Here is a 20,000-nt window from a genome sequence, read left to right as displayed (position 1 = left end):
AATCACTTTACTTTTACATGAGTGGTATCGAGAAATTCGTTCACAGAATTTCGTTAAGGCAAAGGAATTAAAACAAAGTATTGATACAAAAATTAATAGTATGGAAGAAGATCAAAAGAATACAGAGTTTTATTCACTTTTAGATTTTAGATTTAAAATGTTAAGTGCAGAGTTTTATCCCCATCAATCTGACATATCTAAGAATGATCTAAGAAAAATGAAGTTAGATGAAGCGCCATCAGATGAATCTTTATTATATTATTACCATTTCTTTAAGGCTTCTCATGCTACGGTAAACGGTGATTTTAAAGTGGCTGAAAAGCATTATGGAATAGCAGAATCTTTGTTAGAAAATATTCAAGATCCAATCGAAAAAGCAGAATTTAACTTTAAGCTATCCAGCTATTATTATCATGTTTGCCAGCCTATTTTAGTAATTCAATATGCAACTAGAGCAAGAAATGTATTTGAAGGGCTGTACGGGTATAGTAGGAAGGTCGCAGCATGTGACAATGTTATGGGTTTAGCATGTGTAAAGCTAAATGAATTTGAACAGGCAGAAGTTTATTTTATGTCGTCTCTGGATATTTTGAAAAAGCAGAATGAAGAGGAGCTAATGTTAAGAGTTCGACATAGTTTAGGGGTTATGTATGCGGAGCAAAACCTATCTGATTTAGCACTTCGTTACTTATCAGAAGTATCACAAAAAATTCCGAATCACTTTAGAGCGATTTTTTTGGAAGCTAGAGAGAATTTGAAGTTAGGAAACACAAAGCTTGCAGCATCTTTAATTGAAAAAGGATTAGTAATCTGTAATGAACTAGAACAAAAAGAATATGAACATCACTTTACAATCCTAAAGGGAATGAATGAGAATGTTTCAGCTGAAGAATTAGAGTTAGCTATTTCTAAAGGAATATCTTTCTTTAATGAAGTAGGTTTATGGCAATATGTCCAGGAATATGCTGAAAAATTAGCGGTTAAATACCATGAAGAAGGAAATTCAATGAAATCCAGTGAATACTTCTATTTAGGATATAAAGAAAAAGAAAAAGGTTTTCAGAAAGGGGCTTTAAAATGAAAAGAATCATCAGCAGTTCAATTGGATTAATAATTACGGTCATACTATTAAATGGAGTAAATGTTTCAACGGACCAATCAAAGGTTAATACAACAAACGTTATACAATATACGCATGGAGAACCGTGGGGCTGAAAAAATATTGAGGTATAAAGAGTTGTTGGATCAAGGGATTATTACTGAAGAAAAAGCGATTATTAGGTATATATCCTAAGGACGCAGGCGATCTGTGAGTGCCACACGCGTAAGATCGTCGGCAGCGTCAGATGTGTATAAGAGTCAAGTATATATGCACCTTTTCTATTGTATTTGCAATTTAATAAAGTTAATTTGAATTTATGTAACGCACATATATGAAGCCATCCTTTAAAAAAGGAAGTGATTTATCATACACATTCAAGCTGTGAAAATACCAAAGAATATTGAAAGTCATTTGTTTAAGCAACTTAGTAACTTGGTTTCAAATGAGAAGAAAGAACGAATGAAGCGTTTATTAAACTCATGCGACGTTAATAGGAACCTGATAGGGGATTTACTAATCCGATCTCTAATCTGCCAAAAGTATAAAATTAATAATGAAGAAATTAGATTTATATATAATGAGTATGGAAAACCTTTTGTTGAAAACTTTTCTGACTTTCATTTTAATGTGTCACATTCAGGAGAATGGGTGGTTTGTACTACTGCTAATTTTAATGTGGGTATTGATATAGAAAAAGTTTCAGAAATAGAGGCTTTTAAATTAGCACATGAATTTTTTTCAGAGGAAGAATTTTATGATATATCTAATATGAATTCTGATGAACAAATTAATTATTTTTATGATTTATGGACATTAAAAGAAAGTTATATCAAAACGATTGGAAAAGGACTTTATATCCCGTTAAATTCATTCTCTATAAAAAAAGAGTCACAAACTGTAATTCCATACAAGAATATACCTAAAAACTTTTACTTTAAACAATATAACATTGATCCAAATTATAAGTTATCTGTTTGTGCAACAAGAGATGAATTTCCGCAAGAGATAATAATTAAAGACATTTATACAATTTGCCAAACTATATACAAATTTGAAAGTAAGGAGAAAATCAATGCAGAAGACTAAACTTTTTTGCTTTCCACATGCTGGGGGATCTGCGTTTAACTACGCAAAATGGAAAAATTACTTTAATCCATATATTGAAGTAGTCCCGATAGAATTAGCTGGTAGAGGATATAGAATTGAAGAAAGCTTGTACCAAGGTATGGAAGAGGCCGTAAATGATGCCTACACTAGTATAGTTAAGCAAATTGACGCTTCGCCCTACATTTTATTCGGGCATAGCATGGGGAGTTTGATTGCCTATGAAGTAGCCAGGAAAATACAGGATTCTAATAACGAATTACCTAAATTTCTTGTTTTATCGGGTAGAAATCATCCAAATAGTAAAATAAAAAATATCCGACATAATCTTTCTAACGAACAATTTAAAAGAGAAGTTATTGCAATGGGAGGTACACCATCTGGGGTACTTCAATCAGAAGAATTAATGGAGATTTTTCTCCCTATTTTAAGAGCAGATTTTAAGATTGTCGAGACATACATTCATGATAATAATATAAAACCATGTGATATTGATTTTCTTATATTTAATGGGAAAAATGATGAATTTACTACATATGATCAAGTAATAAAATGGAATAAATATACAAATAAAACATGTACTTTTCATTCTTTTGAAGGTAATCATTTCTTTCTAAATGAAAATATTGAAGATAGTGATGGAATGGGGCCTCTATAAAAAACCCACAGTTTACACTCAAACTGTGGGTTTTCGACGTACAATGATTTATCAACTTCTGTTTTTTGTCTTTAAAATCTGCAACAGAACCAGGATCCCCCCTCAAAGTATAAATCTTAAGGAGGGGATCCGTTTTTTTATTTACTTATATACGTACAGCTGTACCACTTACAGCAACCATTAACATTCCATCACGAACTACTTCGTAATCTACGTCAACACCAACGATAGCGTTCGCACCTTTTTGTTTTGCAAGTTCTTTCATTTCATCCATTGCGATATCACGAGCTTCTTTTAGCTTACTTTCATAAGAACCAGCACGACCACCGACAACATCACGAACAGAAGCGAATAAATCGCGTACAATGTTGGCCCCCATAATAGCTTCACCATTTACAATATCAATATACTCAATAATTTCTTTACCTTGAATTCCAGAAGTTGTTGTTACAATCATGTTTGACACCCTCCTAATTTTTTATAATATTCAATTGCATGTGTCTCTCTATGACATATGTAATTAAAAAATAGCATTAAAATTGTTTAACATATGTATCGCTATAACATATGCAAGGGATCTATTAGAAATAAGATAAGCCGCAGTAAGCATCACCGTGCCAGGTAAATATATAGCAAGATCCGAAAGTTGATTTGAATGAAGACCTGCAAAAATTATAATCGAAACGATGGATGCAATAGCAGTACCAATATATTCTGAAAAACGATTTACTAATATATGACGAAATATAATTTCTTCAATTATTGGTCCTATAATCCCAAATAGAAGTACTGTGAATATAATAGGCACCTCTGCGCCCTTTGAAAGGACCTGTTCTTGGTTCTCTAGCTGACCTATGTTTAGAAAATGCATAATAGAATTTTCCACAATTACCATAAGTAAAACCACCATAGGAACGCTTACTATTTTCAAAATTGTTTTCTCTTTAAAATAAGTAAAACTTTCAATAATTTCTTTCCTAAAGAAAATGATTCCTACAATAGCAGGTACAGTCAAACCGATGGCACTAAGAGCAAATTCTGATTCAACTAAGTTGCTGTTAGTTAAAAGGGATATGCCAAATAATATGAACAAGCCAATTTGAAGTAGTGCAAACAGTATATAAATTATTAGCATAACAAGTTCTTTTGTATTCGTTTTTATAAAGCTCACTTTATTACCTCCATAATGAAATTACTTAGAATCTTTGATTTTTCTTGTTGCATTAGGTTCTCCTTTTAAAATATAATTATATAAATACCAAACCGGACGGTTCGGTTCAAAAACTAATGATACTATAAGTTTCTAGTTTTTTAAACCCCTTTTATAAATTATTAATAAAATAAAAATGGTAAACAACAAATATATTTATATCTCAGTTGCTTATTTACAAACAAATTTCAGTACTCATTCATTTTTGACAATTAGCTTTTTATAGAATGAATTAATAAGACTTTTAACCGCAAGGACTGCGGGAGATATCCTAATATACGAAGTGAAAGTGGGAGTAGTTCAAACACTTTAGCTAAACGTATTAATAAAAATTATATATAATAATCATATGTCTATACGGATGATGTTAGGCAAGTTGTAAAGCATGGTTATTATAATAAAGTGGTTCATAGGCAAATAAAGAATAGTGTTTCATAAAAAAAGTGCTCCTATATAAATGTAGGAGCACTTTTTTATGGAGAGAATTTCCACAAAGAATTTTTTTGTCTGAGGTATACAATTTTTATATGCAAATACGTTTTGAAGATATTTTCTTATTTGTTAATTAATAATTTTTTCAATCTTTATAGCTGTTATGGATTTAAAATATTATTCATAAAAATTTTACATAATTTTATTGAAAAGAAAAATACTAATACTTGTTTTAATACTTTACTTCGAGTTATTAAAACAAATTTACTAACTACGAAACAAGGAGGCATCACTGTGGACATTCGTGAAGGATTAATTCCAACAGCTTTAGGTACAGCAGTGACAGCAGCAGGTTATGCTCTTAAACAAACTCGTGGAACTAATAAAATGATTGCAAATACAGTATTTGGTTTTGGTTTAGCACACGTCGTTTTAGGTGTAATCGATCTTGTTGAACATCGTCGTTAGAACGAAAGGCAAGCATTGATATATGCTTGCCTTTTTGGGAGTACATTTATTATTCATTTTTCAAAATATGTTTGTATGACGTAATCATTATCAATGTAATTAAATAGTTACACTACAAGGAAATTAGAAAGTAAAACTGTGAGCATTGAATTTTATGAAATGAGATGGTGATGGAATGGAATTTTCTTCTGAAAGTAATACGTATCATGCTGGTGACATTGTTTATATTTTTTACCGAAATCCTCATACTCAAGACGTAGCTAACATACAAGCTGCAGCAGTTGTAAATAATCCTGAAAGACCTAATGAATTAGCGCTATTTCTTTACGAAACGTATTATCCACTAACAAATGAGATGGCTATATATGCTACCGAAGATGAGGCAAACCAAGCTTACACTTACTATTATGGTGATATTTCAGAGGGGATGTTAGAATGAATAAGCCATTTATGCCTAAGCTCGTATATTTTGAACCGAAAGCACTAGATTATCCTTTGGGGAAAGAGCTGTTTGAGAAGTTTTCAAAGATGGATGTTGAAATTCGAAATACTACTTCTCATAATCAAGTAAGAGATTTGCCAGGGGATAACGATTTTCAAAAGTATCGAGTAGCAAAATCCACGCTGGTTGTTGGTGTTAGAAAAACACTGAAATTCGATACTTCCAAGCCTTCAGCAGAGTATGCAATTCCTTTTGCAACGGGATGTATGGGACATTGTCATTATTGTTATTTACAAACAACGATGGGAAGTAAGCCTTATATACGAACGTATGTAAATGTTGAAGAAATTTTAGAAGCTGCTGATAAATACATGAAAGAGCGTGCACCTGAAGTAACAAGATTTGAAGCGTCGTGTACTTCAGATATTGTAGGAATCGATTATTTAACGCATACCCTTAAACGGGCCATTGAGCATTTTGGAGAATCTGAATATGGGAAATTGAGATTTGTTACGAAATTCCACCATGTAGATCATTTACTTGATGCTAAACATAATGGAAAAACAAGATTTCGCTTTAGTGTAAACGCTGATTATGTGATTAAAAACTTTGAACCAGGAACTTCTCCCTTAGCGAAACGAATTGAGGCAGCAGGAAAAGTAGCTAGAGCTGGATATCCTCTTGGTTTCATTGTAGCTCCTATTTACCTGCATGAAGGCTGGAAGGAAGGATACTATCATATGTTTGAACGCCTAAATGCTGAATTACCTCTTGATGCACGGGATGATATTACATTTGAATTTATTCAACACCGTTTTACAAAGCCAGCTAAAAGGGTTATTGAAAAAAACTACCCAATGACAAAATTAGAATTAGATGAAGAGAAAAGAAGGTATAAATGGGGGAAATATGGAATCGGAAAATACATTTATCAAAAAGAAGAAGAAGAGGATATAAAAAACTATCTGTATTCCTATATGAAACAGTTCTTTCCTAATGCAAAACTAGAATATTTTACATAAAAGAAAAAAACAAAATTTATTACATCATCAATCTAAAAAATTACTCACTCAGAAAGTGATATTGGTCAACAATTCGCTAATAACTCATTTGAAAAATTTATATACGAAAGTCTTTTATGTAAAAATATGTTTCATTATGAGCTGAATCCCAACAGTTAAATAGAAAAATAAAGCGGTTGTATAAATATAAGTCCGGTATTGTACCGGGCTCATTCTTTTTAACGGTGCATCAATTATTTTGTGAATATAATTATCTCAATCTCGCTTAAAACACTATATGAGAAGATACGGGTAAAGAGATGTAACGGTAATTTCATTTCGAATAATACCATAAATGAATGTAGAAAAAATAAAGGAGCAAACAATTAAATAAACTATATCAGTTATAAGAATGAAAGGGAGAAGTAGAGAGTGTTTAAAATAAAAGAAAGATTGGAACAAATGAAGCTTAAAACGAAGTTGTCTATGGCATTTATTGCAATATTAATTATACCAAGTCTTATCGTAGGAGTATCGTCTTATGATAAAGCAAAAACAGATCTTAATGAAACAATTCTACAAACTGCGAAAGATAATGTGAGTATTTTAAATAAGATAGTTGATGATGAATTAGAAAATAAACATGTAGATGTAACTCATTTTGCAAAGATACTTACACAAGGTGATTATAACGCTGACCAATTGCAAAATGTGCAAGGTAAATTTGATCAATATATACAGTTACATCCAGAAATAGAAACGATTTATACTACATCCAGTAATAATCAATTTATTCATGCGCCCGTTGGAAAAATACCTGAAGGATTTAACCCGTTAGAAAGCAGTTGGTATAAAGATGCAGTAAAAGCTAATGGAGAGATTATTGTTTCGTCTCCCTATAAATCAAAAGCTACAGGAAATATGGTAATAGCAATTGCAAAGCAAAATGCTGATAAAAGTGGTGTCATTGGTGTTGACTTGAATATTAATGATATCGTAAAAACATCTAAAATGATAAAAATAGGAAAACAAGGCTTTGTATCTATAGTAAGTCAAGACAAGACTATAGTTGTTCATCCTACACTTAAGCCAGGGGAGAAATTAGAGAAATCATTAGCAGATGAACTATACAAGAAAGAAGATGGAGTAATTACTTATACTCTTAATGGCGAGGATCGAAACATAAGCTTTAAGACAAACAAAAAAACAGGTTGGAAAATAGCTGGCGTAATGCCTACGAAAGAAATTGAAGAGGCTACCAATCCTATTTTTTATAAAACGCTCACTATAATAGGGGCTTCATTGTTGTTAGGTGGAATTGTAATTTTCTTCATTCTTAAATCTATTATTAATCCATTAAGACAATTAGTTATTTCAGCTCAAAGAATTAGTCAGGGAGATTTAACTGAGAAAATAGATATTCGTTCAAAGGATGAACTGGGTCAATTAGGTGGTAGTTTCAACACAATGGCAGAGTCGTTACGTAATATAATTTCTCGAATTAATACATCTGCAGGACATGTGGCAGCTTCATCTGAGGAACTAACCGCTAGCGTAGAGCAAGCAAGTGTTGCGACAGAACAAATTACAAAAGAAATGGAAGAAATATCAAATAGTGCAGAAGTTCAAAATAATGAAGTTGCGTCGGGAGCGAAATTAATTGGTGAGGTAACACGAAATATTCAATACGTAGCTGAGAATGCTTCTGAAGTATCGGCTTCATCCATATACACAAAACAAAAAGCCAATGAAGGTGAACAATTAGTAGAACAAACTGTAACGCAAATGCAGTCGATACATCATTCTGTTTCTCAATCCGATAATGTAATTAAATTATTAGATAAGAAATCGCAGCAAATCGGAAGTATATTAGAAGCAATTCAAACTATTGCAGAACAAACAAATTTATTAGCATTAAATGCAGCAATTGAAGCGGCTAGAGCAGGAGAACAGGGGCGTGGATTTGCAATTGTTGCTGACGAAGTTAGGAAGTTAGCGGAGCAATCATCCGAATCTTCAATGGAAATTGGAAGCTTAATTAATGAAATACAAGCAGATGTACATGAGACTGTAAAAGCTATGAATGAAGTAGGAGTTGAAGTGCAGTCGGGAATTCAGATTGCGAATGATACAAAACAAAGTTTTTATGAAATTTCAAAATCTGCAAATGATATCGTGTCAAAAGTACATGGTATGGTGGAATTATCAAATAAAATGACAAGTGATGCAATGAAAGTCGATACATCAATTAATCAAATATCTATGGCTATGAAAGAGAATTCTTCAAGTATGCAAACGATAGCCGGCTCATCTGAGGAGCAACATGCTTCTATGGAAGAGATAAATTCTTCAGCAGTACAATTAGCACAGATGGCCGAAGAACTTCAAGAATTAATTGGTGGATTTAAGATATAAGTTCAGATTCTAAGATAGAATCCTAGATAGTGTATTCAAGGATAGAAGTTAAAAATCTTATAACGATAAAAGGAGCAAATTAATTTGCTCCTTTTTCACTTGAATTCTACATGAAATTTAGTATCAATGATTCCAAAAGCAAATACTGAGGATCTAATCAGAAGAAAAAGATCCTGCACAGGGCACTTTGTATGATATTAGTCGTTTTTTTATTTTTTTTGACGGGCTGCTGGGATCGTACAGAATTAAATGATCTTGCAATAGAATTAGGATGGGGACTTGATCAAACAAAGAATAACAAGGTTGAAATTAGCGCTCAGTTTATCATCCCATCAAAAATGGGAATGGGACAGAGCGGAAGAAGTAATGCAGGAAAAGCAGTTTTTATAGAATCCGGAACTGGAAGGGATACACATGAAGCTGTACAAATGATGCAAACAAAAATGTCGAGAGAAATCTTTCGAGGGCACCAGCGTGTAATACTGATTGGAGAAAAAATGGCTAAAAATGGTCTCACTCCAGTTTTAGATACATATAGCCGCGATCCTGATATTCGATTACGAGCAGATGCGTTTGTAATAAAGGGGCATACTGCAAAAGAATTTCTGAAAGCATCCCTCCCTTTAGAGTTTATCCCAGCACTTGGGGCACTTAAAGAGCATACGCAAATAGAGGCATTGGGAGATATGTCTTTATTAAATTTTCTTATTGCTGGTACGAGTGATGGAATCACCCCGATTTTGCCCGTTATTAAACTAAATGTGTCTAATAAAAAAGGTAAAACCGAGGTCAAAGGGTTTCAAATTGTAGGCGGTGCTATATTTAACAACGACTTCAAATTGGTAGGATACTTAAACATGCAGGAATGGTTAACTACTCTTTGGATAGTGAATCGTTTAAGTAAACAGACGGTTACAGCAACGGTCTCCGAAGGAAATGGTAGTGCAAGTTTATATATGACAAAGATCAATAGAAAAATCATACCTACTATAAAAGGGGACACAATTAAGTGTGACATTGTTTTTTCTGGTGAAGGAACGATTCAGGAAAACAATACGAATTTAGATCTTTCACAGCCAAAAAATCTTACTCTTTTAGAACATGCATTGGAAAAACAATCCGAAAAGCAAGCTCTCCAAACTATTAAAAAAATTCAAAAACAATACGGAACCGATATCTTTGGATTTGGGGAGGCCGTTCATCAAAAATATCCACCCGAATGGAAAGAGCTAAAAAAGAATTGGAGTAAACAATTTCGAAGAGTGCAGGTTTCTGTTCATACAAAGCTTACTATTCGGCGAGTAGGACTAACTGGACCATCGTTGCAGTTAAAGAAAAATGAAATAAAAAAATAAGGAGGAATATAAAGTGTGAGAAGTTCAATGAAAATCTCTGGCAGACAAATCTTTTGGATGATGTTCACATTTGAAGTGGGACAATCACTCCTTCTAGTTATTCCAGCGACGATTCGCACTGCCAAACAAGATGCATGGATCTCGATCTTGATTGCAGGGTGTGTTGGGATTGCTCTTACTTTTTTGGCAACCACACTTGGTTCGCTTTATCCGAAGCAAACTTTGATTGAATTTAGTCAAACCATTCTTGGTAAATGGCTAGGAAAGCTACTGATGATTCCCTACTTCTTTGGATGGTACATGATAATTTGGATAACCGTCCGTGAATTTGGTGAATTCATTATTATCGCTTTGTTTCATAATACACCTTTGTGGGTTATTGTCTTTACTGCTATGTTATTGCTCATTTTTATCATTTACCAAGGCGGGGTGGAAGGTATTGGGCGCTTAAGTGAAATCATAGGGCCAATGGTACTTTTAATGATAACGTTTGTAATCCTTTTAAATGTTGGCAATATGAATTGGGATTATATGCGTCCTATTTATCACGATTCTGGATGGCTTCCCATCCTTAAAGGTTCCTATACCCCTGTAGCCGCATTTTTTGGAGAAGCTGTCATGATGACAATGTTCGTTTTCTTTATGGACAAACCAGAGCAAGCGTCATCTCGGGCGATGTGGGGAGTAGGACTGGCCGTTTTCATGGTAACAATCGGAACATTAGCGGTCATTTTAACATTCGGTCCGAATTTGCCTTCAAGTTTTTTGTATCCGGTTTACGATTTAAGCCGGTACATATCCGTCATGGAGTTCATTCAAAATGTGGATATTTTGATTGTTATTATTTGGTTTTTTAGTATTTTTGTTAAACTGGCGTTATACATGTTTCTCGCTTGTTATGGAACAGCACAAATATTTCATTTGAGGGATTGGCGAAAAGTAGCTTGGGTTCTTGCTCCTATTTCGTTTATCATAGCTGTGTCGGTTAAAAATATCCAGACATTTACCCATTATTACTACATATTTTTCGTGATTCCAATTGCATTTCCCGTCTATGAGCTAGGGATTCCCTTACTGTTATTGGTGGTTGGCAAAATCCGAAGGAAATATGTATAAACCCAATTGGTAGCTTGATTAAATGTAGCTATGTGGTAAAAATTTCATTTTGTATTAGTTTAAAAATAAAAAAGAGCAGTTAGTAAAAGCTAACTGCTCCAATCATGGAATATGGTTCGAATTGGGTTGTCTATATTATTGACGGAATATTAAGTTTTATTCAGGGGTACCTAAAGGTTTTCTTTTTAACTTAATCCATATACCACAAACAAAATAATGGCTAAAAATACAGATAATGAAAATGTCAGAAAGACTGTTATTATACTCCTGAGCATCGCTTTCCAGTTGCTTACTTTAGTTGTGTTCTGCCATTATGGTGAGATTTGTAATTCTATTAAAAATAGTAACAGCTCGTCCAAACTTATCTAATCTATCTTACATAGTATGTAGTAATAAATTTAAAGGAGGAATCTAGTATGTCTTATTACTACGATGATTATTGTAAGGATTCCAAAAAGAAATATCATGACTGTCATAAAAGCAGTAAGAGTTATGACAAATGTGATAAAAAGCATGAGGAAAAGCCTTGGTTTAATGTAAAAGTGAATTGTTGTTCTGATGATAACGGATATAATCTTGTAAGAGCATCTGCTTTTAGAGCTGTGAGTACAGTTAATCAAAATTTGCCAGCAAATACATTTGTTAAAGTTTTATTCCAAAATGAACAATTTGATTTAGCAAATGAATATAACCCAGCAACATCTATTTTTATACCAAAGACAAGAGGTGTTTACTCTGTTATTGGAACAATTGCGTTCATTCCCAATAATCTAAACGTGAACTATAGAGCGCGGGTAGAAATTCGTGTTAATGGGAATCCGGCAATTGCAATAGATAATGATTTTTTTGGCCCAATAAACTTTGCTAATGTTGTAGCTGTTTCATCGATAATTCAATTGAATGCAGGGGATATAGTTGAGGTTTTTGCACAAAGTAGCGTAGCTGGAGTTATTTCAAATGTAGAAAATAGTACGCATTTTGAAGCCGCAAGATTCCCGTCTCCACAAGTATAAGTAGTATGAAATCTTGTCAGTAATTTTATCTAAATAAAGTCCCTAATTTATATTTGCCCTGCATAAATGCAGGGCTTTTTTCTTTGTAAAAAAGTTATTCGAAGAGGAAAATAAACGAATTTCTTCCTAGTTGTATAGAAAGTGGTGGGTGATATGAAGTGAAGCAAAAACACGTGTTAGCTCAAGAAGATTACATGAAAGGTATGAAGTACAAGGAACTGGCTGAGAAAAAAAGCATGGTTGGAATCGAAAAGGGCTGCACCTAGATGCCTAAAGGTGAAAGAACAAATTGTTTGGCAGTAACATTGCAAACTTATCAATCTATTCTAGGGTTTGTTACAGGGTACGATGAGACTAAGAAGTTCTTAAAATTGAAAAAATCCCCTTAATAATGTTAAAGAGACCTTGCTCACGCAAATAATCTGTAAATCAATTCATTTTTGATATACAGATCATTTGTATGATAATATTTATAAAGAATGAAATTACATAAATGCTTTTAGAAGTTCTTGAATTAATGGGATTGCTCCACCAATAAATTTTAAAACTGCCATTGCGATTTCCATAGTATTCTCTCCTCTGTTTTTGTATTAAGATGTGTGAATCTTTATAACTTTATTATAGTAAGCGTTTTCATTTATAACAATACATTTTTGTATGCAATATTGCATATTTATACGTTTAGACAAAAAATAGGCTCTATTAGTCATTCTTTAATGGTATCATATCGAGGAGTGAGTCTTTAAGGGTTTTCACTAATAGGAGGAAATATGGGAAGAGTACAAGTAATTTACAGTAATCTGAAAATTAAAATTTGGGCTAAACAGGTATTAGCTGTAGGAGGAATATTAGGTTTCTGCTACTTGGTGTTATATGTTTTTAGTTTCTTAGTTGTTATGTAAATATTATATAACTAAACTAGTATAGTCTTGCCTTGCCTAGATAGGTAAGGCTCTTTTGTTTTTATCTGTGATGAGCAAACTACATACAAAACCTCTCAAGTTTGTCAGATACTATGTATGGTGCCTTATTTCTCTATGTTTTAGAGCGGCTAACCCCTATCATTGAAAGTAAATAAACTTCTATTTAAAAGTTTCCATTTATATTGAAAACACAATTGTATTGATAAAAAATGTGTTTTTACTAGATACATCTTAAAAAGACAAGCATAAGTTATATTACGTTTTGATAAAATCTTTTTATCTTTGAAAAGAATTTAAATCTTACTAATAGATTTGATCCCTTTCTGTATACCGTAATTCTTATATTACCATATAAATATAATATATTGAAAATGATTTAAAAGCAAGAATATTAGTAGGGTCCGCCACATGCCCATCAACTTAAGGTTTTAAAGTAGCCCCTAAATGAAGAATTTTTAATGTTGATGTATTAAGTATACAATAAGTGAAGGAGCCCATCTTTTATAATAGAACTACCGGAATATGCGCCATGTGATTCATAGCTTTCAGTCGGGATAATGGCGACTGGCATGCGCTCCCAGTTAATAAGGTCTTTTGATTTTACATGCCCCCAATGTTTCATTCCGTGTATTGGACCAAATGGATACCACTGATAAAAAACGTGATACTCATCATTGTAGTATGATACACCGTTAGGGTCATTCATTAATCCATATGGTGGATGGATATGATAAATGGGTTTCCATGAATCTTGATTTGCAATTTCATTTAAAGAATGTAATTCTTCTTTATTAGATTGTAGTATTGTTTTATATTTCGCCATAGGTTTTCACCCCGTTGTTATTTACTTTCTTTATATAAAATTAATGTGGCAACAAAAGCAGTAATAACCGCAATAGCGAAGCCGATTACATAGTGAATCACATTCATCATGCCAAGAGGTGCAACAATTGTAAGCATTGGTATACCTGTTAAACCATATGCATTCGCGGCAACTTGCATCCAAACAACGTAAGCACCTCCAATTGAGCCACCAATAGCTGCTGCAATAAATGGTTTACCAAGTTTTAAATTGACACCAAAAATAGCTGGTTCTGTAATTCCTAAAAATGCTGAAGCTGCTGCTGGAATTGCAATTTCTTTCGTTTTTTTGTTTTTTGTTTTGAAATAAACTGCTAAAGTAGCACCACCTTGAGCAACGTTCGCCATTGACCAAATAGGGAGTAAGAAATTGACCCCGATATCCTTATTTGCGAGTAAGCCCGCTTCAATAGCGTGGAAGCTATGGTGTAAGCCAGTAAGAACGATTGTTGAATATAGACCACCAAATATAAGGCCAGCTACTGGTCCTGCAAATTGATAAATTGTATTTAAAAGGTACGTAATACCGTCACCGATTTTATATCCAATTGGTCCGATAATAATAAGTGATAAAAAGCCAGTTATAATAATTGTTAAGAACGGTGTAACTAATAAATCTAAAGAGTTCGGAACGCGTTTTCGGAGTTCTTTTTCAATTGTGCTCATAACATATACGCATAATAAAATAGGTAAAACAGTACCTTGATAGCCAACCATATCAATATCCATACCAAGGAAATGTAAAACATTTGGTTTTGCATTTGAAAGCGTCCAAGGATTCGTTAAGCTCGGGTGAGTTAATATGCCACCAACAACTGCACCTAAGAAAATATTTCCGCCAAATTCTTTAGCAGCACTAACCCCGATTAAAATAGGTAAAATAATGAAGGCTGCACTGGAGAACATATCAAGCAATTGGATAAGTGAGTGATCGCCAGGAACTAATTTAAACGCTTTCAACATTCCGAGTAGACCCATAAGTAAACCGCTTGCGACAATAGCTGGAATAATTGGAACGAAAATATTGGATAATGTCTTTGCAAGTCGAGCAAACGGATTCATTTTTTTCTTAGGAATATCGTTTGATACTGGAGAATCAAGTTCGGCCATTCCAATTAGTTTTGAAAATTCATCATATACTTTGTTTACTACACCAGTTCCAAAAATAATTTGATATTGCTCAGACGTTGCAAAAGCACCTTTAACCCCATCGATGTTTTCGATTTCTACTGCGTTTATCTTTGTTTCATCTTTTAGTACAAGACGAAGGCGAGTAGCGCAATGTGTAGCGCGAATAATGTTTTCCTTTCCGCCGATGTTCTGTAAAACTTGCGTTGCGATTTGTTTCATATTCATAAAAATTCCCCCTTACTAATACACCTTTTATTTATGGAACCGGTTCCGTTTTTAGTTAAAATAAAAAACAGGGACGTGATGCGAAAATCCTGTTTTTAAAATATGGAACCGGTTTTAATTTTATTATAGAGCGCCTTTAAATTTTGTCAACGCTTTCTTGGATTTTTAATGTATAGCGAGAGTGTAATAATTTAGGAATTATTTTATTTTCAACAAGCTGCGAAAGGGAAGTAGCAGCAAGCTTACCAGCATACTCATAATCAAATGCGATTGTCGTTAAGCTAGGGTGTACCATTTCAGAAATATCATATCCACCGAATCCTGTTACAGAAATATGGTTTGGTATATAAAGATGATTGGAATGAATTACTTTCATTGCTCCAAGAGCGATATTATCTGTAGCACATACGATAATAGTAGGACGGTTGTGATCTAAAATATGCTGTACTTGTTTCATCGCATCTTCTATTCGGAAAGTTGTTTCGTAATAAGAAACAATGCAAGTAGGATCTAAATTTCTAATTGCTTTTTGAAAACCATTTTTTCGATTTACACCAACTGAAATATCATCTTTTTCTACTCCTAAATAGGCGATATGACGGTGGCCTTGTGATAATACGTATGCGCCTAGCTCATAAGCAGCGTCAAAATCATCGTGAATGAGGCAATATTGATCCTCATACTGTTGACCAACAAATAAAATAGGGGTAGTAGAATTAGCGATGATTTGTTTATGCTCTTTTGTTAAAGTTTTTGTTAATAAAATTATGCCAGCTACTTTTTGTTTTATAAAGTTTTCCATTGCTTGAATTTCTGTCTCGATTTTTTGATTCGCATTTGCAACTAGCATTTGATAGTTATTTTCTCGCAAAGTATTATCAATCCCGATAAGTGTTTTTGTTGTGGCGAAGGAATCTAATCGGGGGATAATGACACCAATTAAATTTGTTGTTTTTGCTTTTAAACTTTGTGCAAATGTATTGGGAGAGAAATTAGTCATTTCAATAATACTTTCAATTTTTTGTTTTGTTTTATCACTTACATATCCACCATTTAAGTAACGGGATACAGTACTTTTTGCAACACCTGCTAATTTAGCGATATCTGCAATTGTCTTAGCCATAGCGGCTATACAGGTAAAAAACTAGTAACAAAGCATCTTGATGTTTATGAGATGCTTTGTTACTAGTTTCTCTTCTCCCTAATCTCCTACGAGGCCATATTTTTTTATTGAAATTTTCCATATTTTATTTTGTTTATTTATTCTGTAACACCAGATTGGGTTACTTTTACATCAGCTGTTACACGAAAAAGTAAATGTTTATAGGATTCTTCCCATTCTTGACTGTTCCATTTTCTCACATGAGTTCTACCAAGCTTTCTAAGTCCTATAGGATCTGTGCCTTTTTTTATAAATCTCTTTATCAATGTAGTTGCTTTTTTTTCTATTTCTGTTTCCATGATTTTTTCTAATTTTTTTATTTCTTTAGGATTATCTAGATTTTTTGTTTTTGTAAATTCTTGAATTTCAGCTTTAACTTGAATATGAGCATTTACGAATGGATGCTTACTATTCCCCTCCATCTTATATTTTGTTCTAGCCTTTATATTCTCTATCGTGGCATAGGTATTTGAAGAACCAGGTAGTTTGAATTGGTATGTACCTTGTTTAAAATTATCAGTCAACAATTTAAATACAAATAAATCTTTAGGTTTCACTGTATCAACCATTTTACATCTTTTAAAAAGGGCTATTCCATTTAACTCCAACACGTTACCTTTTCTAGATATCATCGGTAAATATGAATCTCTCGCATCATCATAAAGTTGGTTTAAAAACATAAAAAAATTTGTTTTTGGTTGCGTTCCATTGTCCATATTTTGCTCCAGTAAAGAGGATAAATAGGAAGCAATTTCTTTTTCTTTAGAATAGTTCCCCTTTAATAGTGATTCCCCTTTTACATTTGTAATTGCTAAATAAATTGCATTTCCTACACTAGGATTTCGGTTCAAAGTCTCTAAAATTTCCTGCATTCCCTTTTCAATTATTTTTTCATTAAATATAATAACACGCAATTGCCCCAACTCTAGAGGTCCAGAAGATTTTTCAGATGCTCTTGCAAGAACTTCTCTACCAGTCTGGCCTGATGCTGAATAGATTTTCGTTTCACCTTCCCCGCCTCCTTTATAAGCTGAAATCGCAAAGGTTCCTTTTAGCTTACCTTTTGCTTCGGTATCATATGCCGCAACTTGAACTAAGTCAATGTCATCCACAATTTTCGTTTTAGCACAACCTATTAAGAAGACACTTACTATAAGGAAAAGTATCCATCGCTTCATGTTTATCTCCTTAACTTTATTTTGGCGGTTTGAATTAGCCATAATATAGGTAGGTATACATATATATATACAAAGCCAATTTGACCTGTCCAAGTATTTAATAAGTTAATTTTATTACGGTTATTCAAGAAAAATGATAAAACAAAGATGAACAGGATGATAACTGGCAAAACATATTTTTGCTTTATTCCCAGTGCCTCTTTTATACCACGACTTACTCCCCATAATGTAAAGGAAACATTGGGTAATATAAAAAAAGCCCAAACAGAAACAATAATGTATTCAAACCGCTCTATAAAGGGAAATTGTATAATTTTAATCATGCTTAAATATGCCCATATCGCGCTCGCTAGTTGTTTTTCACTAAAAAACGCAAGAGTTAAAATCATAAGGTATGTGTAGACAATAGTCGTTACTAAATTTGCATAGTGCGCATATTTTTGAGACGTTCTTGCCTTTTTAATAAATGGGTAGTATAACAATAACATTTCAAATCCAAAAAAACTAAACATATTTCCTTTCATTCCTTTCATAATTTCTAGGAATGAATGCTGTGCAATTGGAAATAAATTTTGGAAATCTGCATACTGCAAAGGATAAAAAAATGTGAAGATTAGAATGCTTGGGATAACGATTCCAAAGAAGCCGATTCCAGCAACTACACGAAATCCTCCAGTCACAATGTAATAACATAGACCCAAAAAAGCCCCTGCTATAATCCAAGATGAAATGGAAGGAAACATCCAAACATGTACTACTTCGATATAGGTATGTAGTGTTGTTGCACCTAACAATACAATATAAGATAAAAAAATGAAGTTGAACAATCCACCAATCCATTTTCCAAGTACGTCTTGATTGATTGCAATGATATCTCCATTACCCTGATTTAAAATCTGATATATAATCCAAATCATAAGATTAACAGATATTCCAAAAAGCAGCGTGCTAATCCACGCATCATTTCCAACTAATTTTGCACTAATCCTTTCAAAACCAAGCATACCAACCCCCATCTGTATAGTAATAATTAAAAAAAACACCATATATGGAGAGACTTGATACTCAATTGGGATCTGTTTCATAATGCTCCTCCCTGTTAATTTCAATCATCAAAATCATTTCGTGATTTGATTTTATTTTTCTCTACCTCTTCTGGATTAAAACGAAAACGCTGTTTAGATCTTGAAAAAATAGGACGTCGAAACATCGCTGAGATCGGCAAACGGATAATGCTGTCTTTCCAATCTGTAGGGCGTGCAGGATAAAAAGGGAACAAATAAGGACGTTTTAATGATTCTGTACGTAATAAGCGTGCTAAAAGGAAAGAACTTGTTAAAACAATTCCTAATAAGCCCAGCAGGTGTGCAGATATTATAAAAGGAAAACGAATTACTCGAATTGTATTACCAATTCGATATATTGGTGCTGTAAATGAGCTAAGCGCTGAAAGTGCAACAATGATAATAAGTACATTACTTGTAAGACTTGCCTCTACAGATGCCTGTCCAATTACAATACCACCTACTATACCGACAGTTAGACCCACTTTAGTTGGTAAACGTGCCCCCGCTTCTCTCAGTAATTCAATCGTTATTTCTAAAAAAAGCGCTTCAATTAATGGAGGAAAAGGTACTTTACTTCTCGATATGATTAACGTTTCAAGAAGTTCTTTTGGAATAAGCTCGTAATGATATGTTAAGATTGCAACATATAATGGAGTCGTTAAGACAGAAAACATAAAAGCAAAAAGCCTTAATAGACGAAAAAAAGAGGCAATAATCCAAGGCATGGTGTAATCTTCTGTCGTAGAAAAAAAGTCAATTAATGTTGTTGGAAGAGTGATTGCATAAGGTGAGCCATCTACAAAAAGTGCAATTTTCCCTTCTGCCAATACAGCTGCTACACGGTCTGGACGTTCTGTATTCAAAAATTGAGGAAATATAGTATTAGGATTGTCTGCAATTAACTCAATCAAATAAGTACTATCCAAAACATGGTCTGTTTTTATTTGACTCACCCGTTTTATAATTTCTTGTAGATTTTGATCATTTACAATTCCCTCAATAAATACAATTGCAACGGTTGTGTTAGATAGGGAGCCTACTTTCAATTCCTTCATTTGTAAATAAGGTGTTGGAAGCTTTCTACGTACTAAATTTAAATTTACATCTAAATCTTCAACAAACGCGATTTGTGGACCC

18 protein-coding genes and 3 pseudogenes (2 of these 21 only partly in view) are annotated in these 20,000 nt (G+C 33.2%); 12 read left to right on the top strand and 9 right to left on the bottom strand.

What is annotated here, in order from left to right; translation table 11 throughout:
* The 4 genes from EKQ63_RS29345 to EKQ63_RS29330 all read left to right on the top strand — a co-directional run.
* Positions 1-1,081, top strand: the 3' portion of a protein-coding gene (locus EKQ63_RS29345) for a response regulator aspartate phosphatase (protein WP_098228636.1). Its footprint begins 29 nt before the window's first position; the window shows 1,081 of its 1,110 coding nt (coding positions 30-1,110); the start codon falls outside the window, past its left edge; the stop codon is at positions 1,079-1,081.
* Complete coding sequence (locus EKQ63_RS29340) at positions 1,078-1,215, top strand: Phr family secreted Rap phosphatase inhibitor (RefSeq protein ID WP_000821343.1); 138 nt, start codon at positions 1,078-1,080, stop codon at positions 1,213-1,215. Before EKQ63_RS29345 ends, EKQ63_RS29340 begins: the two co-directional genes overlap by 4 nt.
* Before the next feature lie 268 nt (positions 1,216-1,483).
* Positions 1,484-2,188: a 4'-phosphopantetheinyl transferase family protein gene (locus EKQ63_RS29335; protein WP_088328228.1), complete on the top strand. Its 705-nt coding sequence runs from the start codon at positions 1,484-1,486 to the stop codon at positions 2,186-2,188.
* Positions 2,175-2,864 (top strand): thioesterase II family protein, encoded by a 690-nt coding sequence (locus EKQ63_RS29330; protein ID WP_143881746.1) that lies wholly within the window; start codon positions 2,175-2,177, stop codon positions 2,862-2,864. Before EKQ63_RS29335 ends, EKQ63_RS29330 begins: the two co-directional genes overlap by 14 nt.
* Positions 2,865-3,009: 145 nt before the next feature.
* Here the strand turns inward: EKQ63_RS29330 and EKQ63_RS29320 are convergent, their stop codons facing one another.
* Complete coding sequence (locus tag EKQ63_RS29320) at positions 3,010-3,321, bottom strand: YbjQ family protein (protein WP_000637511.1); 312 nt, start codon at positions 3,319-3,321, stop codon at positions 3,010-3,012.
* Positions 3,322-3,384: 63 nt separating this feature from the next.
* Positions 3,385-4,035, bottom strand: a complete 651-nt coding sequence (locus EKQ63_RS29315; RefSeq protein WP_078399512.1) for a CPBP family glutamic-type intramembrane protease — start codon at positions 4,033-4,035, stop codon at positions 3,385-3,387.
* Positions 4,036-4,425: 390 nt separating this feature from the next.
* Between EKQ63_RS29315 and EKQ63_RS29310 the strand changes: the two are divergent.
* From EKQ63_RS29310 to EKQ63_RS29275, 8 genes and pseudogenes are all read left to right on the top strand, one after another.
* Positions 4,426-4,512: pseudogene (locus EKQ63_RS29310) on the top strand (DUF2187 domain-containing protein); the annotation flags it as partial.
* A gap of 288 nt (positions 4,513-4,800) precedes the next feature.
* A complete protein-coding gene (locus EKQ63_RS29305) occupies positions 4,801-4,974 on the top strand; it encodes a hypothetical protein (protein WP_000354585.1) in 174 nt (57 codons plus the stop codon).
* Between the two features lie 175 nt (positions 4,975-5,149).
* Positions 5,150-5,413: a transcriptional regulator SplA gene (locus tag EKQ63_RS29300; protein WP_000396091.1), complete on the top strand. Its 264-nt coding sequence runs from the start codon at positions 5,150-5,152 to the stop codon at positions 5,411-5,413.
* The gene (splB, locus tag EKQ63_RS29295; RefSeq protein WP_143881745.1) at positions 5,410-6,438 is read left to right on the top strand and encodes a spore photoproduct lyase; all 1,029 of its coding nucleotides are present in this window, start codon (positions 5,410-5,412) and stop codon (positions 6,436-6,438) included. Before EKQ63_RS29300 ends, splB begins: the two co-directional genes overlap by 4 nt.
* 411 nt (positions 6,439-6,849) lie before the next feature.
* Positions 6,850-8,832 carry a methyl-accepting chemotaxis protein gene (locus tag EKQ63_RS29290; protein ID WP_143881744.1) on the top strand — a complete coding sequence of 661 codons (1,983 nt, stop codon included), beginning with the start codon at positions 6,850-6,852 and terminating at the stop codon, positions 8,830-8,832.
* Positions 8,833-9,023: 191 nt separating this feature from the next.
* Positions 9,024-10,187: a Ger(x)C family spore germination protein gene (locus tag EKQ63_RS29285; protein ID WP_143881743.1), complete on the top strand. Its 1,164-nt coding sequence runs from the start codon at positions 9,024-9,026 to the stop codon at positions 10,185-10,187.
* Positions 10,188-10,214: 27 nt separating this feature from the next.
* Entirely contained in the window at positions 10,215-11,303 is a 1,089-nt protein-coding gene (locus EKQ63_RS29280; RefSeq protein ID WP_143880684.1) for a GerAB/ArcD/ProY family transporter, read from the top strand.
* Positions 11,304-11,719: 416 nt separating this feature from the next.
* A complete protein-coding gene (locus EKQ63_RS29275) occupies positions 11,720-12,316 on the top strand; it encodes a hypothetical protein (RefSeq protein ID WP_014893729.1) in 597 nt (198 codons plus the stop codon).
* Between the two features lie 485 nt (positions 12,317-12,801).
* Here the strand turns inward: EKQ63_RS29275 and EKQ63_RS30615 are convergent.
* The 7 genes and pseudogenes from EKQ63_RS30615 to EKQ63_RS29245 all read right to left on the bottom strand — a co-directional run.
* Positions 12,802-12,987, bottom strand: a pseudogene (locus EKQ63_RS30615) (hypothetical protein).
* A gap of 724 nt (positions 12,988-13,711) precedes the next feature.
* A pseudogene (locus EKQ63_RS29270) lies at positions 13,712-14,062 on the bottom strand (glycosyl hydrolase family 32); the annotation flags it as partial.
* Positions 14,063-14,079: 17 nt separating this feature from the next.
* On the bottom strand, positions 14,080-15,456 hold the full coding sequence (locus EKQ63_RS29265; protein WP_143880640.1) for a sucrose-specific PTS transporter subunit IIBC: 1,377 nt from the start codon (positions 15,454-15,456) through the stop codon (positions 14,080-14,082).
* Positions 15,457-15,592: 136 nt separating this feature from the next.
* The gene (locus tag EKQ63_RS29260) at positions 15,593-16,579 is read right to left on the bottom strand and encodes a LacI family DNA-binding transcriptional regulator (protein ID WP_143880639.1); all 987 of its coding nucleotides are present in this window, start codon (positions 16,577-16,579) and stop codon (positions 15,593-15,595) included.
* Between the two features lie 137 nt (positions 16,580-16,716).
* Positions 16,717-17,796 carry a Ger(x)C family spore germination protein gene (locus EKQ63_RS29255; protein ID WP_143880668.1) on the bottom strand — a complete coding sequence of 360 codons (1,080 nt, stop codon included), beginning with the start codon at positions 17,794-17,796 and terminating at the stop codon, positions 16,717-16,719.
* Between the two features lie 2 nt (positions 17,797-17,798).
* Positions 17,799-18,881 (bottom strand): GerAB/ArcD/ProY family transporter, encoded by a 1,083-nt coding sequence (locus EKQ63_RS29250; RefSeq protein WP_000809697.1) that lies wholly within the window; start codon positions 18,879-18,881, stop codon positions 17,799-17,801.
* A 20-nt stretch (positions 18,882-18,901) separates the two neighbouring features.
* Positions 18,902-20,000, bottom strand: partial view of a spore germination protein gene (locus EKQ63_RS29245; RefSeq protein WP_143880667.1) — the 3' portion only. Its footprint extends 401 nt past the window's final position; the window shows 1,099 of its 1,500 coding nt (coding positions 402-1,500); the start codon falls outside the window, past its right edge — the gene reads right to left on this strand; the stop codon is at positions 18,902-18,904.

This window comes from Bacillus sp. BD59S (assembly GCF_007363175.1).
In the GTDB taxonomy this organism is placed as follows: domain Bacteria; phylum Bacillota; class Bacilli; order Bacillales; family Bacillaceae_G; genus Bacillus_A; species Bacillus_A pacificus.
The sequence above is the reverse complement of the archived record's forward strand: the minus strand, read 5'-3'. Positions and strand labels throughout refer to the sequence as shown.

Bases quoted from the DNA above. Each gene is read 5' to 3' on its own strand.
- EKQ63_RS29255 (WP_143880668.1), bottom strand. From the start codon at position 17,796: ATGAAGCGATGGATACTTTTCCTTATAGTAAGTGTCTTCTTAATAGGT.
- EKQ63_RS29285 (WP_143881743.1), top strand. From the start codon at position 9,024: ATGATATTAGTCGTTTTTTTATTTTTTTTGACGGGCTGCTGGGATCGT.
- EKQ63_RS29260 (WP_143880639.1), bottom strand. From the start codon at position 16,579: ATGGCTAAGACAATTGCAGATATCGCTAAATTAGCAGGTGTTGCAAAA.
- EKQ63_RS29320 (WP_000637511.1), bottom strand. From the start codon at position 3,321: ATGATTGTAACAACAACTTCTGGAATTCAAGGTAAAGAAATTATTGAG.
- EKQ63_RS29250 (WP_000809697.1), bottom strand. From the start codon at position 18,881: ATGAAACAGATCCCAATTGAGTATCAAGTCTCTCCATATATGGTGTTT.
- EKQ63_RS29265 (WP_143880640.1), bottom strand. From the start codon at position 15,456: ATGAATATGAAACAAATCGCAACGCAAGTTTTACAGAACATCGGCGGA.
- splB (WP_143881745.1), top strand. From the start codon at position 5,410: ATGAATAAGCCATTTATGCCTAAGCTCGTATATTTTGAACCGAAAGCA.
- EKQ63_RS29275 (WP_014893729.1), top strand. From the start codon at position 11,720: ATGTCTTATTACTACGATGATTATTGTAAGGATTCCAAAAAGAAATAT.
- EKQ63_RS29300 (WP_000396091.1), top strand. From the start codon at position 5,150: ATGGAATTTTCTTCTGAAAGTAATACGTATCATGCTGGTGACATTGTT.
- EKQ63_RS29280 (WP_143880684.1), top strand. From the start codon at position 10,215: ATGAAAATCTCTGGCAGACAAATCTTTTGGATGATGTTCACATTTGAA.
- EKQ63_RS29330 (WP_143881746.1), top strand. From the start codon at position 2,175: ATGCAGAAGACTAAACTTTTTTGCTTTCCACATGCTGGGGGATCTGCG.
- EKQ63_RS29340 (WP_000821343.1), top strand. From the start codon at position 1,078: ATGAAAAGAATCATCAGCAGTTCAATTGGATTAATAATTACGGTCATA.